Annotated in this window: 9 protein-coding genes and 1 pseudogene; 4 read left to right on the forward strand and 6 right to left on the reverse strand. The window is 37.3% G+C overall.

Annotation, left to right across the window (positions count from 1 at the left end):
- Positions 1–53 precede the first annotated feature (53 nt).
- Positions 54–1,379: a carbohydrate porin gene (locus tag QQJ93_RS11830; protein ID WP_089123693.1), complete on the reverse strand. Its 1,326-nt coding sequence runs from the start codon at positions 1,377–1,379 to the stop codon at positions 54–56.
- Positions 1,380–1,711: 332 nt separating this feature from the next.
- Between QQJ93_RS11830 and QQJ93_RS11835 the strand changes: the two genes are divergently transcribed.
- Together QQJ93_RS11835 and QQJ93_RS11840 are read left to right on the forward strand one after the other, a co-directional pair.
- Positions 1,712–2,791: a glycoside hydrolase family 117 protein gene (locus QQJ93_RS11835; RefSeq protein ID WP_089123694.1), complete on the forward strand. Its 1,080-nt coding sequence runs from the start codon at positions 1,712–1,714 to the stop codon at positions 2,789–2,791.
- Positions 2,792–2,930: 139 nt separating this feature from the next.
- Positions 2,931–5,369, forward strand: coding sequence for a glycoside hydrolase family 2 TIM barrel-domain containing protein (locus QQJ93_RS11840; RefSeq protein ID WP_089123695.1), 2,439 nt, complete (start codon positions 2,931–2,933; stop codon positions 5,367–5,369).
- 83 nt (positions 5,370–5,452) lie between these two features.
- On the opposite strand, the gene QQJ93_RS11845 is transcribed toward QQJ93_RS11840, so the two are convergent.
- The 5 genes and pseudogenes from QQJ93_RS11845 to QQJ93_RS11865 all read right to left on the reverse strand — a co-directional run bounded on the left by QQJ93_RS11845 (position 5,453) and on the right by QQJ93_RS11865 (position 14,571).
- Positions 5,453–7,006: a sugar porter family MFS transporter gene (locus QQJ93_RS11845; RefSeq protein WP_089123696.1), complete on the reverse strand. Its 1,554-nt coding sequence runs from the start codon at positions 7,004–7,006 to the stop codon at positions 5,453–5,455.
- A 202-nt stretch (positions 7,007–7,208) separates the two neighbouring features.
- On the reverse strand, positions 7,209–10,130 hold the full coding sequence (locus QQJ93_RS11850; protein WP_089123697.1) for a beta-galactosidase: 2,922 nt from the start codon (positions 10,128–10,130) through the stop codon (positions 7,209–7,211).
- Between the two features lie 239 nt (positions 10,131–10,369).
- Positions 10,370–11,482, reverse strand: a pseudogene (locus QQJ93_RS11855) (IS3 family transposase).
- A 296-nt stretch (positions 11,483–11,778) separates the two neighbouring features.
- Entirely contained in the window at positions 11,779–13,221 is a 1,443-nt protein-coding gene (gene aldA / locus QQJ93_RS11860; protein ID WP_089123698.1) for an aldehyde dehydrogenase, read from the reverse strand.
- 261 nt (positions 13,222–13,482) lie between these two features.
- A complete protein-coding gene (locus tag QQJ93_RS11865; RefSeq protein ID WP_089123699.1) occupies positions 13,483–14,571 on the reverse strand; it encodes an ABC transporter ATP-binding protein in 1,089 nt (362 codons plus the stop codon).
- A gap of 284 nt (positions 14,572–14,855) precedes the next feature.
- On the opposite strand from QQJ93_RS11865, the gene QQJ93_RS11870 reads away from it, so the two are divergent.
- The gene (locus QQJ93_RS11870; protein ID WP_284186095.1) at positions 14,856–15,722 is read left to right on the forward strand and encodes a carbohydrate ABC transporter permease; all 867 of its coding nucleotides are present in this window, start codon (positions 14,856–14,858) and stop codon (positions 15,720–15,722) included.
- Positions 15,722–16,621, forward strand: a complete 900-nt coding sequence (locus tag QQJ93_RS11875; protein ID WP_089123701.1) for a carbohydrate ABC transporter permease — start codon at positions 15,722–15,724, stop codon at positions 16,619–16,621. The genes QQJ93_RS11870 and QQJ93_RS11875 overlap by 1 nt, the downstream gene beginning before the upstream one ends.
- Positions 16,622–16,651 lie beyond the last annotated feature (30 nt).

Below are 16,651 nucleotides of genomic sequence, written 5' to 3' on the forward strand. Positions count from 1 at the left end.
AACCTACAAACCTCATGTCAAAGGTTGCTGATCTACATCAAAATGGGAAAACGTTACCACCAAGCTTCGAATTGAACGCCAAATGATAAAGCATCGGAGCTCCCCATTGGAATATCACCATCAATAGCCCAACGGTCATAGACTTTTGATTCAACATTCATATCTGCATAGGTTGCATATAAACGAATGACAGGTCGATCCCAAAAACTGCCTCCAATGTGTAAATTTTGAGCCAAAGTCACTTTATAACCATCATTGGTGCCATCATCTGATTTATTAACTCCTTTTAAATCAACAAATTCATAACCAGTTTCAATTTCTGTTGACGTTCTCTCATTCCAAACATATGTCCCACGGACAACAAATGTATTCCAATTTGATTCATATAGTTGTGTCCCTGCACGCGCTCGAGCTTCTTCATCAAATTTTGCATTTTCATGTTGTGCAATATAGTTTAATCGAACAGAGTCTGTGAGCTCTTTATAACCTTGGAAAAACGCACCGAATTGGTCAGTCGCAAGCGCTTCCCATGAGCCTCGTGTTAATGATCCTGTAGCATTACGACTATACCGAACAAATAACTCGTCCCAATTTGTCCAATCACCATAACGTAACTTAGCCGCAGCTTGGTAGCCATCAGGGTTCATATCTTTATAAGTACCATTACCTGATGGATGTTCTTCATCTCGATTCGGCCCCATATATGTTCCGTAATTAGCATAAAGGTTAAGTGATAGATTTTCGGCTAATACGATGTCACGTAATGAAGTACTAAATGCGATCATTTCACCAGAGTCATCATCACCACCAGCTGGACCTGCTCCATTGGCACCTTCATCATATAAATTACGAGTCACCCCTAAATAAAGGTTACCAATTCCTATATCAATGTTATCTATACCAAAACCAGCACCATCGCTTGATAACGGCTGTGAGTCAGTTAAAAAGGTTTCTACACGCCCATAATAGCGCTTACCAGCCCAAAATGTTGCAGAAGGATTAGTTGAAATAACACCATCTGCAACCACATAGAACTCATCTAAAGCCAATTCTGTACCATAAACAATGTTAGCGTTTACACCCCAGTTCATATCATTTTTAGCTGCGTAACCATAATCAAAATGCATCTCGACCCAATTTGATTCATTCCCTAAACGACCAGCTGAAGTATCAGTATAAGTATTACCTGGTAAACGAAATACATTACTTCCTGTATTTGCCCAGTCATATGCCGTTTTATTTAAAACAGGATCATTTGTAATACCAATACCTGCTTTAGCATAACCATGGTAATTCATTCCTTCTTCAATTGCCGCGTTAGCCGAAAGCGATAATAATAAAGAGGCACTCAATATAGAGTATCTAAACTGCTTGTTCATTATATTTCCTTATTTAAATGTGGTTATTTATTATTCATTGCCAATATATTCATTTAAAAAATAACAAATTGTTCATATTAAATTAGTGATATATTTAACATTTTGATTAAGGTTAACCAGGACAGGTGTAAACGTTTAACATAAAAAGGAGAAAGAAACCAATAAGTACTTAATAAACAATAATTTGCATAAAAAACGTAAACATAATGAATTTTCATAAATGTGCGGCAAATCACCAATTGGTTAATAAATGATAATTAACATGTAAATCAATTTGCAGATTGGCCGTTCTTAGTTTACGTTGACTTAATCTTTTGTAGAGGTGTGTAAAGATGTCAGAAATTAAAAAACTCAGTTTAGCTTCGCAACGTGCAATTGACCGCGGTTATGATAACCGTGGCCCAGAGTGGCTAATAGAATTTGAGGTCGAAGAATTAAAAGGTGATTTCGCTTTTGAGGAAGGCGTCATTCGTCGTGATCCTTCTGCCGTCATTCAAGTTGATGAGCATTACCACTGTTGGTATACCAAAGGTAAAGGGGAAACCAAAGGTTTTACTGGTAACCCTGATGATAAAGTTTTTCCATGGGATCAAACCGAAGTATGGCATGCAACATCATCAGATGGGTACGTATGGAAAGAGCAAGGATCCGCAATTCAACCAGGTCAACCCGGTCGTTATGATGATCGAGCTGTTTTCACACCAGAGGTACTTGCTCATGATGGTAAATATTATTTAGTTTATCAAACAGTGCAAGCACCATATACCAATCGTCAATTTGAAGAAATTGCTATCGCTTGGGCTGATTCTCCATATGGACCTTGGAATACATCTGATGCGCCAATTTTAAGCCCTGAAAAAGATGGAGAATGGGAAGGCGATGAAGACAACCGATTCCATATAAAATCGAAAGGCAGTTTTGATAGCCACAAAGTACATGATCCTTGCCTCATGTATTTTAACAATAAATTTTATCTTTATTATAAAGGTGAAACCATGGGTGAAGAAATGAACATGGGTGGCCGTGAAATTAAGCATGGCGTAGCTATTGCAGATAATATACTCGGCCCTTATATCAAGTCAGAGTTCAACCCAATTTCAAACTCTGGTCACGAAGTCGCAATATGGCATCAAAACAACGGTATAGCGTCATTGATCACGACAGATGGGCCTGAAAAAAACACCATTCAATGGGCATCAGATGGTATCAATTTTCAAATTATGGCCCATATCAAAGGCGCACCTGAAGCTTTAGGTATCTTTCGCAACCTAGAAGAAGGCAAGTTGCCTGATCCAGGTCTGGAATGGGGTCTCTGCCATAAATATGATAACTCTTGGAATTGGAACTTTATTTGTCGCTATCGCATCAAACGCCAAATTTTAAATGCGGGTACCTTCCAAAACAGTAATTAATTGGTTAGTTAAAACCTCACTGTTTGTTCACCACCTAGGTATATCAGTGAGGTTATCTTCTCCACATTGAAAAGGTTTTCATATTAATCATGAGAACCTTTTTTATTTATAGCTCTTTCGCTTCTTAGAGGATTTAACGATGAACTCACTAGATCAGCAAGCCAGCCGCTATCAGTCATTATTTAATCATAATTGGCAATTTCAACTCAATGAGATTCCACAAGAATCTGCATGGGAAGAAATTCAACTACCTCACGACTGGAGCATTAAGCAGGACTTTAATCCAGAGTGTGATGGTGCAACTGGTTATTTACCGGGAGGAATAGGCTGGTATAGAAAAGACTTTGATAACCCTCTTTTTAATATGCAGCGCAAGGCTTTTTTAGTGTTTGATGGCATTTATAATCATGCCACAATTAGGCTCAACCAACAGGAATTACACTATCAGGCTTATGGATATGCCCCTTTTGTACTCGATATTACCGACTATTTACAAGCTAATAACCAATTAGAAATCCAAGTCGATCGTCGTCGATTTATTGATAGTCGTTGGTATACCGGTTCTGGTATTTATCGTAATGTTGAACTAATTACAACCCAAGATATCTATATCCCAATTTGGGAAAACCAGTTATGCTCAACAGTCATTGATGCAAATACAGCCTTAATACAGCAAAGCTTACAACTCCAGAATGATCAGCCAGGAAATGTAGCACTCAAGATAGATACTAGTGTCTTTTGGGAGAACAATTTAGTAGCTAATAAGCAACAACAAGTAACTTTAGCCCAAGGTTCCCACTCCATTATGTTAGACCTACTACTCAACACACCTAAACTTTGGTCCCCAAGTTCACCCTCTCTGTACCAAGTCCAAACTCGTGTGTATCAAGGCAATATAATAGTTGATGAGGTTCAAACCAATATCGGTATTCGAGATATTCATTTTTGTGCTGATACTGGTTTTTATCTCAATGGCCAATCAATGAAGATCAAAGGAGTGTGTTTACACCATGATGGTGGACTTGTCGGGGCCGCAGTCCCTAGAGAAGTTTGGATACGCCGACTAACCAAACTCAAGAAAGCTGGTGTTAATGCAATTCGTATCGCACATAATCCAGCCTCTGTTGAACTTCTAGAACTCTGTGATCAACTTGGTTTCTTAGTCCAAGATGAATTTTTTGATGAATGGGATTACCCTAAAGATAAACGTTTCAATATGGGTAATCAGCATGACGATTTTGAATCACAAGGCTATAGCTTTGATTTTCAAATTAATGCTGAACGAGATTTGAAAAATACATTAAAAAGTCACTTCAACCATCCTTGTATTTTTATGTGGAGTATCGGTAATGAGGTTGAATGGACATATCCAAGAAATGTACAAGCAACAGGATTTTTTGATGCTAAATGGGATGGTAACTACTTCTGGAGCCTACCCCCTCATACTCCACAAGAAATCAAACAAGCTCTGAGTGACTTACCTCAGCATCAATACGATATTGGTCAAACCGCAAACAAGCTGTCTCAGTGGGTTAAAGAATTGGACACCACTCGGCCTGTCACCGCCAACTGTATTCTTCCTTCCGCCAGCTACTTATCCGGTTATGCAGATGCACTTGATGTTATTGGTTTTAGCTACCGTCGTGTTATATATGACTACGGTCATGAGAACTACCCTAAGCTGCCTATTATCGGGAACGAAAACCTACCTCAATGGCATGAATGGAAAGCAGTATTAGATCGTCCACATGTCGCAGGGCTATTTTTATGGACAGGCATTAATTATATGGGAGAAAGCCATAATCAATGGCCAATGCGCACCACAAACAGTGGTTTACTGGACGCAGCAGGCTTTGAAAAGCAATCCTACTACTTATTCCAATCATTATGGACTGAACAACCTATGGTGCATATTTCAACCCAACAAGCGAGTAAAACTGACTTCATTATTGATCCTTCCACTTGTAGCGCTAAAGCTACTGATCCCAACGCATGGAAACAAGCCCTTTGGGTATGGGAAGAACGAAATCAACATTGGAATTACTCACAAGATGAATGGATAATTGTTGAAGTTCTGTCTAACTGCGAACAAGTGGAACTGTGGTTGAACAATCGCTGTATTGGTCAACAGTATCTGCCTGAACAAGAAGACCGTTTTTTCCGTTGGGCTCTTCCTTTCCATAATGGACAATTAATCGCAAAAGGCTTCAATGAGGGACAAATCGTTACTCAAGAATTTATTTCAACCAGTAATGAGGCAACTCAAATACAAATTATAGATGAATCCACTCATAACTCTAATCTGAAACAACTGGTTATACAGTTAGCAGATCAAGATAATAACCCTGTTAGACATCAAGAAAAAAACATCAAAGTAAGCACAACATGCGGCAAGATCATAGGGGTAGATAACGGCTCAGCCTCAAGTATTCAACCTCATAAGATTCATACATCGAAAGAACAATGCATCACGACTCACCAAGGAAGAGCCTTAATCATTATAGAAATGGAGGCCACACACTCCAATCTTGAACTTACCGTTGAACTTGATGGTACAAAAAAAGTACTCTTTTTGTAGTTCAAATCCACCGGTCATTCATCCCCAAAAAAGCATCACCATTTCTGGTGATGCTCTATATTTTTGCATTATGAATCGATATTTTACGAACGACTTAACGCTAGTTCAATTTCTTCAATACTCTTGTTCTTAGTCTCAGGTAATAAGAAGAACAAGACCACTAAACCTATCAATGAAAAGCCTGCATAAGATAAAAATGTATTTGCTGCCCCCATATTCGCCAGTTGCCATGGGAAGAATTGTTGAATTAAGTAACTTGCAATACTAGTCACTAATGCACACATAGGAATCGCAGCACTACGTACTGAATTCGGGAATATTTCAGAAAACAACACCCACATAATTGGACCAATAGAAATATGGAAAGCGGCAATAAACGCTAATATACCGATTAGTACTAATACAGGGCTTATATGGATAGAAGCCTCAATAATAGTTGCTTCGACTTTCTTCAACGTTGACGTATCTAAAACACTTGAAAGTGCCTGTTTAAATTCAGTATCTTTCTCAAAAGACTGATTGATTAATGGCTCTAATGGTGCCGTATCCATAACTGTAGATAAACTTTGTACTGATTTTTCTGTCACCATATAACTTGCATTATTAAAACCATACCAACACATCGTATGACTAATCACTGCTGCAGTTAACCCAAGAACAATAAGTGGTTTTCTACCTACTTTATCAATGAACAAGATAGCAAATAGTGTAAAAATAAAGCTGACAATACCAACGTATGTCGCTTGCTGGAATGCAGCATTACCACTGAAACCAATTTGTTCGAACACTGTAGGTGCATAGAACAAAATTGCATTCATCCCTGTAATCCCCTGCACAATTGCGATTGTCACTCCAATTAAGACCATTTTACGCATACGTGTAGAGAACAAAGCATGAATCTGATGTAAATACTTTGGTTGAGAAAAGTTTTCAATACGAGAACGAATATCTCTATATATAGCACTGCTCTCTTCTTCGTTTTGGTAAAGCTCAACTAGAATAGCTTTAGCTTTTGCATCTTGATCTTTGGAAATCAACCAACGAGGGGACTGCGGAACTTTAAACAATAAGATAAACCAAATTAGTGCGGGAATAATTTCTGTCGCAAACATTGTACGCCAAATATTCGCCTCAGAAAAAAACAAGCTTCCTTCCGAAAGATTTGAGACTAAAAAATAATTGATAAAGTATGTAGAAGATAACCCCAACACAATACTTAGTTGATTGGCTGAAACTAACTTACCACGAACTCTATCTGGAGAAATTTCACCAATATACATAGAAGCAATAGATAATGAACAGAATGCTAAACCACCAATAAACCGTGCAGCAGTAAGCATTTCAAAAGAAGTAGAAAGCGCTGAGCCAATAGCTGAAAATAAATACAATCCAGCAATACCTATCAATGTATGTTTGCGACCAAATTTATCACTCAACTTACCTGCAATTAAAAGAGCGATAATCGCCCCTAAACTTGGTGCACTAACGACAACACCTAGTTGCATATTAGTTAAATCAAACTCAGCACTGATATACCGAACAGTTCCCGAAACCACTGCTGCATCTAAACCAAAAACAAAACCGCCTAATGCGACAATTAACGCATAAGTTACTGCTTTCGAATATTGTGTATTCATTTTATTTACCATTTAGTTAAACGATTACACTAACAATACCCTAATTGGAAAACCAATTTGTAAATTTGGATCACACATTAATGAAGGCAATCAAATTTCATCAACTTATTTAAAGAATTATAAATTGTTTGTTAATTTCATACCTTAGAAATAAAAATAGAGACCGAAGCCCCTATTTACAACAAATTCAATGGCTTATTGTTCACCTCAAATTACCATACCGTCTTTGGTATAAGCTTCTATTTACTTCTTTTGCCGCTTCCACCAATGGTTTATAAGGTGTGTCGGTAACTGTCACAAAACCAACATTATAATTTTCACCATCCCATGCACGTCCAGTTACAGGCGAATCCATGTATTGGAACCAATGGGCTCCTATAAAGTACGGATTTGCGATAATACTTTCCATATAATGCTTATATGCATCAGCACGACCTTGTTGATCATCTGCACTCACAATCCCTGGATGGAATAAGCCTGAATCAAGCGCTCCAAAATGGAATTCACCAATAATACTTGGTTTATCTAACTCCTCTAAACGACTCCAATCTCCTTTTGATTCCAAGTCCTTGGCATAAAGATTATATGACATTACATCAACATATTTAGCGGCAGCTTTAGCTGCTTCAGGAGTGATACCCCAATCAGAAAAACGAGAGCCTAAGTTCAAATGGTGTGGCATGACTTTTCGCATCTCTCCATTCACAACTTTAAAATATTGATCAGCAAGAACAAAGAGCAGTTGACTGAGATCTTCTTTTACTGAAGAAGTATAATCGCCTGTAAAATTAAACCCTTGTGAAAACTCATCCCAAGATTTAACTTGTATCCCCCATGATTTGTTCAATTTATCAATTGAACCATATTTATCTTTTAATACCTTATCGAATGCTTTTTTAGCTGAGCTTTCGCTTTCTTTCATTTTTAGCCCAGAGACTGCAAGTGAATAATGGTTTGCATCTACCTCGGTATTCCCCCAACTTAATTCGTTATCGACAAAATAACCGATACACCACGGGTCATTTTTTACTTCATCAGCTACATTCTTTGCCATTTCTGCTACTGATTTTCGGAAGTCTGGATCAAACGGGTCATGCAATGGTCCCCAGTAATCATTACCAGTACTAATCTTTTGGTGTTTTCCTGTAATCCAACCGTGTGCCGTGTAAGGTACTTTTTTATTGCCATAGAAAGCGCTAGGCTCTGACCAATTCCCCAAAGAGGTAAAGCCCCAATCTTGCATGCGAGCTAAGGTCACATCACGCCACACATCATGAGTTTGAACTTGTGTATCAGTTCCATATTTACGTTGTAAATTCGCAGCATAAAAACTGAACACTTCACCATGTTTCAATGGTCCAGCATGTACCATTGGGTTAAAGCTATAGTTATCAGCAAGTTTGTCTTTATAATCGGGTAACCAAGTAAACATTCCATGTCGTAAATCTGATTTCACAACACGTTTATCGGTATTTTCTATATACCCACCTGTAGAAATTTCACTTGGGCGGATGATACTCGTATCAATATCTTTTGCATCAGCAAAGTCCACACCAGTAACGGTATAGCTATCATCAAGACGAATATTATCTAAACCTGTAACAAAATATAAGTAACCTTCAGGATCGACAAGAGCCCACTTATCTTCTATTTTTTCAGTACGGAAATATCCAGTCCCTTTTAATTTTGGCCCTTCTTTCCACCCTCCAAACTTACTGCGGTCAGGCATTAATGTGGCAGATTTAGCTAATGCAAGGTCTTCTTTGCCATGTTCTTTTAATTCTTGTTCGTCATAAACTTTTAATGGCCAATCTTCTTGTGTGTATTGTCCAAATTTATCAACTAAACCTACGTAGCGCTCTGTATCAGTGCTTAAATTTGGTATTAAGCGGAAGTTATCAAATTCTAACTCCGACGTCGTTGTAGGGTTCATCATGTAAAGCTGAAAACTAACGATATTAGATGGGTTTAATTGCCCTTCTCCCCAACCAAAAACAACTTGAGTCGCAGCAAAAGATTTCTTAGGTGGTTCACCTCGCATACCCGAGCTTAAACCCTCAGCTAAGTCTTTGAGTGTAAAATAATAGGTTCCATCCGAGTTCGGTGCAATTTGTACATATCCAGTTCGGCTATGTGCTGAACCATTTGATTGACCACCTAGTTTCTCATCAAGATCATCGTCAACTCGTACAAATAGTTGAACACCACTCTCACCTAAGTTTTTTGCATCAAAAGCCAATGCAGCATCACCATGATGAGACCAATCCCATACTTGACCTTTTTTATTTCCTGCTGAAAATTTAACTGTAGGATATGCATCATCGGTTGTATAAGTAACTCGCAATGCTCGCCCTGAATGGGAAGATATTGATTTGATTTTAGTCCCCGTATGTCGCTCAATCTTGGCCATATCTTCAGAATTTTCAAAATTTGCGACAGTCAATAAACTAGGGATCTCGGTTTGAATAACAGTATTTGTACGTGCTTGAGATTTAACAAAGTCTCCAGTCCCTTCAATATAATCGATTGAATGGATAATGACTTCTTGTTGTTCTATTGGACCCACTGCATAAAATTGAAATTCAGCAATATTTTTCAAGTCAAGCTCACTACCACCGCGGTAACCCTCTAATCCTCGCGCTGTACCATTAAAAAGAAAGTCAACTGTTTTAGTTTCACCAGCATCTAAATAAATAGGCAAATCTAATTGATGTGCTTCTGCCCCCATAATTCCAATACTATCTGCGACTTTCAATTCAAATCGCACCTTACGATCTCCTGGGTTTTCTAATTTAAGTTTCAGACCACCTTTATTAAGCCAATCATATGTCCCTGCAATTGGGTGAAGCTTGATATTAGGCCATTTTGAATTTGCTTCATCTTTAGAAACAGCATCAAAATGTACTTTTAAAGCATTCCCTTGCTTAGCATAAGAAGTAAACGATGTTTCTGTTTTATCCAAAAAAGCATCATCCGTTAATTCGATTGGTACACTAATACTACTTAAATCTTCTTGTTTCTCAGCTTTTGTCTCAGCATAAACTGGTGTTGAGGTCGCCGTATAACTTGTTATCAATACCCCTGATAAAACAGCTAAGGCGATAGAATCTATCTTAAAGTTCACGATAATATCCTTTTGTTTCAATAGTTATTATAGGCTTACCAATCCCAGCCCTAGAAAGGTAAACGTTTACATTATGAGTAAATAAATGAAATATTTTTGTGATCAAGTTAAAGTAATTTATTGAAAATATAGAAACTGATTTTTTTAAAAATTTTAGTTAGTATAAAAAATTTGTAATCAAGTTTTATGAACACTTAATCTTATTTATTTTTTTGAGTGAACGTGTAAACATCCCTTTTTTAGTGACACTCAAAATTAGAGTTTTCTCGTTGTTGTGATTTGACCAAGTATTCCCACGGGGTTAAATCATCCAATGAGTCACGTGGCCGTTCATGGTTATATTCGTTTAACCAATTTTCTGTTAATTCACGAACTTCATTTAATGTTTTAAAGACATACATATTCAAAATGGCATCACGGTATGTTCTGTTAAAGCGTTCTGTATATGAGTTCTATGTTGGTTTCCCTGGTTTAATAAACTCGAGCTCAACACCGCTGAGCTCAGCCCAATCAGCTAATTGGACTGAAATAAATTCAGGTCCGTTATCCATTCTTATCTTTTCTGGATAACCCCGTCACGCAATAACGCGATCAAGCACTCGAAGTACGCGAGCTGTAGGTAAGCTCAAATCGCTCTCTATTGCGAGTACTTCACGATTAAAATCATCCAATAGATTAAAAGTACGAAAACGTCGACCGCACATTAATGAATCACTCATAAAATCCATAGACCAGCACACATTAGCTTTTTCTGGTACGCAAAGTGGTTCAGGGTTTCTGTTTGGTAATCGTTTCTTACATCAACGGCGCATATTTAAATTTAATAAACGATACACGCGATGCACACGTTTATGATTCCATTTATATTGCCAACGTCTCAGCGTTTTAAATAGCTTACTAAAACCATAAGCAGGATAACGTTCAACAGCCTTTTGAAGAGCACAAATGAGTCCATCATCTCGATGAGGATTTGATTGATACCGATAAACTGAGTCGCTAATGCCAACAACTCGGCAAGCTCTGCGTAAGCTAACATTATGTGCTTTTCGCACATAATCAACGAGCTCACGGCGAACCGATGGTTTTACAGCTTTTTTCAATCACATCTTTGAGAATAGAATGGTCTAAACTCAAACCGGCATACATCTGTTTTAATCTACAGTTCTCTTCCTCAAGCTCTTTTAGCCGCTTGATATCTGAGCTTTCCATGCCACCGTATTTCGATTTCCAATTATATAATAAGTGGCGTCAGCAATACCGTATTCACGGCAAACATCCGATACTTTCCGACCTGCTTCCACTTCTTTTAAGGTCTTAACGATTTGTGATTCTGTATAACGTGACTTTTTCATAATGGTTCTCCGTTTAAGTCAGTTTAAACGCGAGAACTCTAAATGGAAATGCACCTATTTTAGGGGATGTTTACAATGTTAACTGTGGCCAAATAACTAATTTAGCAGATAGAAATAGAGAACTCTTTGACAAGGATTCCTGAAGGTTTGCTGTCACACAACATTGTACAATGCTGTGTTTCAATTCTCTGATGTATTTAGACATAAATAACCCCCAATGTTGGTTGTCCAACTATTGAGGGCCAGTTTTAAGTTTGAGATTTTTGTTTAAAATAGCGTGAATAAATACAAATAAATTAACCGAAATTCACATAGAAGGTTTTCTTCTCTAAGTATTGCTCAAAACCGTACTTACCATCCTCACCACCAGTACCACTCAATTTATAACCATTATGGAAGCCTTGATGTTGTTCGCCATGGCCACGGTTAACATAAATTTCACCACATTCAAGTTCATGAGTTAAACGATGGATATTTTTAATATTTTGAGTACAAATCATAGTCGCTAATCCATAGTCACTATCATTAGCGTATCCAATAGCTTCTTCAAAAGTATCAAACTTGATCACAGGCAGAATAGGTCCAAAAGCCTCTTCATGTACAATCGTCATCTCTTGTTTAACATTGGTAAGCACGGTTGGCTCAAACCAATAGCCTTGCGAAAACTCACCACCAGTTAAACGCTTACCGCCATAAGCTAAAGTAGCACCTTCTTCAATTGCTTGAGCAACAAGTTGCTCCATATGCTCAAGTTCTCGTGCGTTAACTTTTGGCCCCATATCAGAATCCGAATTCATGGGATTTCCCACCTTAATGCCTTTTACTTTTTCCATAAAAATCGACATGAAATCTTCATAAACGGCGGAATGAACATACATACGTTCATTACATGTACAAACTTGACCACAGTTATCAAAGCGAGAATGTAATGCTGCAGCAGCGGCTTGTTCTAAGTCAGCATCATCCATCACAATGAAAGGGGCTTTTCCACCTAACTCCAATTGCACATGAGCCATATTATTAGAAGATGCTTTAATAATTTGCTGACCAACAGGTGTACTACCTGTCATTGTCACCATATTAGTCATAGGATTGGAAGTTAACGCACCACCAAGGCTTGCCCCACCACCTGTCACAATATTAAGAACACCAGCAGGAATGCCAACTTTTTCTGCGATATAGCCCAACTCTAATGTGGCTAATGGTGTCTCAGATGTTGGCTTAACAACAATCGTATTACCAGCGACTAATGCTGGGCCAATTTTTCGGCCCGCAAGAGCTAAGGGGAAATTCCAAGCAGTGATAGCCACAACGACACCGCGTGGGATTTTCTGAATCCAGATGTGTTCATTTTCATTATCAGATTGAACAATATCACCGTCCATTTGACGAGCCCAGTCACAAGCATAATCAATAAAAGAAGCGGCAACATCAACTTCACCTAGAGCTACTTTTAACAATTTACCTTGTTCTTTAACTAAAAGATCCGCTAGAAACTCACGTTGATTACGAATTTCTTGAGCAAACTTTCTCATTAATTCCGACCTTTCACGAGCGGGCTTTCGTTTCCAACCTTGTTGAGCAGTTTTAGCCACAGATAACACAAATTCTGCATCATCAGCATCACCATCTTGTATTTGAGCGATGATTTCTTCTGTCGAAGGATTAAGAACTTGATCTAATTTGCCATTCTTTGCATTGATCCACTGACCATCAACGTACATTTGATAACATTTCATATATAGCTTCCATTAACTAATAAATCACATCACACCAATGGTGGACTAAATAAAATTGGTTTAATATATTTTACATAATTACCATACCAATTTTTCGTGAGCAACATCAAACTTTCTCCTTTATTAGGATATTATTATGATTCAAAAAAAGACTAGGCTTAACATTGATATTATTTCAAAATAATAATTAAATAGAATTATGAAAGGGAAGTAGATAATAAGGTCGCAAAGACATGCGACCTATAATCGTTGATTTTTCAATTAGTTGCTAATACATTGCCCATCTTGATTAAAGATATGGCACTTCCTAAGTTCAAACCAAAGTGGAATAGTTTCATATGCATTCACTTCTTTATCACTTGGAAGATGTACTACGAAACCTTCTTGGTATACATATTGACCAAATAAATAAGTACTATTACCTAATCGCTCAACCACCTCAGAAGTAAATTTAATGCAAACTTCTCCTTTTTCTTTCATATTTAAGTGCTCAGGACGAATACCTAACTTCAAAGTTTGACCAGCAAGCTCATCACCTAAACCAGCGAAAGGCATATCAATAACCTGATCATCTGGTAACTTAACAACCAAACTGTCAACCGTTACTCGTTGGACATTTACGTCAATAAAATTCATTTTTGGTGAACCAATAAAGCCGGCCACAAACATGTTGGTTGGTTTTTTATAAAGATCTAAAGGCGAACCGACCTGCTCAATCCTTCCATCTTTCAATACAACAATCTTATCAGCTAACGTCATAGCTTCTACCTGATCATGCGTAACATAAATCATTGTCGTATCTAATTCTTGGTGTAAGCGAGCAATTTGTAAACGCATTTCAACTCTTAACTCTGCATCTAGGTTTGATAGTGGCTCATCAAATAAAAATGCTTTAGGGTTACGAACAATCGCTCGTCCAATTGCAACACGTTGACGTTGACCACCAGATAACTCTTTAGGTCTACGTTTTAACAATTCTTCTAGCTGCAATGTTCTTGCAGCAATCTCAACTTGAGATTTAACTTTATCTTTAGCTACACCATTCATTTTCAAGCCAAAACCCATATTTTGCTCAACCGTCATATGTGGATATAACGCATAAGATTGGAATACCATTGATATTCCCCTCTCTGCAGGCTCAACATCATTAACTAAAGTGTCGCCAATATATACATCACCATCAGATATCGTTTCTAATCCCGCAATTAAGCGCAATAATGTCGATTTACCACAGCCTGATGGGCCAACGAATACCACAAACTCACCATGGTTTATTTCTAAATCAACACCATGGATTGTTTGTACTTTACCAAAGCGTTTTTTTACATTTGATAACTTTATGTCTGCCATAACTACAAGCCTTTAAAATTCAATTCCAGATAAAACTAACAACCAAAAAACAAAAACACAAGGCTATTGGTTAACCTATTAACACTATTTATATCCTATTTGTGATTTGCCGCATATAAACAAGAAATGAATAAAGACAAACTGTGTAAACGTTTTACTAGTTTGAGTTTTGTCACATTTACTAACCCAAACAACTGCTAGTCTAAATTCAAAGTTTGATAGGTTTTGTAAGAGTTCATTTTCTTATATCCATTTATCAAGCAAAAAATAAAGAGGATGAGATTGTGAGAATAGACAAACGACTATATTTTTTAATACCAGCATTATTTTTATATTTAACATTTACAATATACCCAGTTATGCAAGGTGTTTCCCTATCCATGACACAATATGCGGGTATAGGTGAGGCTAAGTGGATTGGTTTGGAAAATTATCAAGCTATATTTCAAGATCATAGATATCTACAAGTACTTAAAAATACTTTAGTTTATGGCATCACTGTGGTTATTTTTCAAAATGGTTTAGGTCTGATCTTTGCCTCTATTCTCTATAATATACCTAAAGTTCGAAATATGTTAAGAACGGCCCTTCTTGTACCATCAATGCTCTCTCTTGTGATTGCTGGTTACATTTGGCAGTACTTATACTCACCTTTAGGTGGGGGATTAAACGAATTACTCGCTTCTATTGGTCTTGGTAACTTCCAACAAGTTTGGTTAGGTGATTCACAAATAGCCATTTTTTCTGTTGCAGCTGTACACGTATGGATGTTTGTTGGTTACTCAACAGCAATATTCCTTGCAGGATACGCTGGCATTTCTTCCGAAGTAAAAGATGCGGCTCGAGTTGATGGGGTATCTCCAATCAAATCATTCTTTTATATTGATATTCCTCTACTTGCCCCTGCAATTACAGTAAATATTACCTTAGCAACTATTGGTACATTAAAGTCATTTGAATACCCATTTATTATGACTGGTGGGGGGCCAGATTATTCAACCATGACATTAGGCTTACGTATTTTTATGCTTATCTTCCAAGAGTTTAAATATGGTATGGCTGCTGCACTTTCCGTTGTAATGATTGTATTTGTTGCACTTATTACTATATTGCAAAACAGCTACTTACGCTCAAGAGAGGATAAAATATAATGAACAACATTACCTCAACTGATACTCAAAATATGGTGGGCACTACTGTGGAAAGAACTCACAAAAAGAAATTATTAACGCCGCGTAATATTAAGCAAGGTTCGTTAATTGGGCTTATGTGCCTCATTACTACAGTTATTCTATCGCCAGTTGTCTATATGATCTTTATGTCTTTCCGTAGCCGTAAAGAAATAATGTTAGAGCCTTTAGGCTTACCAACAGAATTACATTTTTCTAATTATGTAAATGTCATATCAGACATGAACTATTTTGGAACAGTAATGAATACGATTGGAATTACCGTTACGACAATTATTGCAGTAGCTATTCTTTCATCTTTAGCTGCTTATCCATTAGCTAGGATTAAAGGTAAATTAACTAATACTGCGTATATTTTCTTTATGTTAGGTATGGTGATACCACCCTTTGCTGCTCTAACTCCGTTATATTTATTTATGCGCGACCTTGGCTTATTAGATACCTATATAGGCTTAGTTATCGTCTATACTGTGGGTCATTTACCATTAGGTGTATTCTTTTACACTAGCTTTATGAAAGCTATCCCTAAAGAATTAGAAGAAGCCGCAACTTTAGATGGAGCAACATTCTTAAAGACTTATTGGTACATAATTTTTCCAATGTTGAAACCAATTACCGGCACCCTAGCGATTTTTGTCACTCTTGGTGTTTGGAATGATGTTGTAAACCCACTGTTATTTATTACTTCCGAAAGCAAATTAACCATTATGCCAGCGGTATTACGTTTCTTAGGGACCTATTCTGTTGACCCTACACAGCTATTCCCAGCAGCAGTTTTAGCCTCTTTACCGTTGCTTATCGTATTCTTTGCTCTCTCTAAACAGATCGTAAATGGCATGACTGCAGGGGCAGTTAAATAAATTAATGAAGATAACAGCAAAGTGATTTGC

The organism is Vibrio algivorus (assembly GCF_030161215.1).
Lineage (GTDB): Bacteria > Pseudomonadota > Gammaproteobacteria > Enterobacterales > Vibrionaceae > Vibrio > Vibrio algivorus.

Bases quoted from the DNA above. Each gene is read 5' to 3' on its own strand.
- QQJ93_RS11830 (WP_089123693.1), bottom strand. From the start codon at position 1,379: ATGAACAAGCAGTTTAGATACTCTATATTGAGTGCCTCTTTATTATTA.
- QQJ93_RS11835 (WP_089123694.1), top strand. From the start codon at position 1,712: ATGTCAGAAATTAAAAAACTCAGTTTAGCTTCGCAACGTGCAATTGAC.
- QQJ93_RS11840 (WP_089123695.1), top strand. From the start codon at position 2,931: ATGAACTCACTAGATCAGCAAGCCAGCCGCTATCAGTCATTATTTAAT.
- QQJ93_RS11845 (WP_089123696.1), bottom strand. From the start codon at position 7,006: ATGAATACACAATATTCGAAAGCAGTAACTTATGCGTTAATTGTCGCA.
- aldA (WP_089123698.1), bottom strand. From the start codon at position 13,221: ATGAAATGTTATCAAATGTACGTTGATGGTCAGTGGATCAATGCAAAG.
- QQJ93_RS11865 (WP_089123699.1), bottom strand. From the start codon at position 14,571: ATGGCAGACATAAAGTTATCAAATGTAAAAAAACGCTTTGGTAAAGTA.
- QQJ93_RS11875 (WP_089123701.1), top strand. From the start codon at position 15,722: ATGAACAACATTACCTCAACTGATACTCAAAATATGGTGGGCACTACT.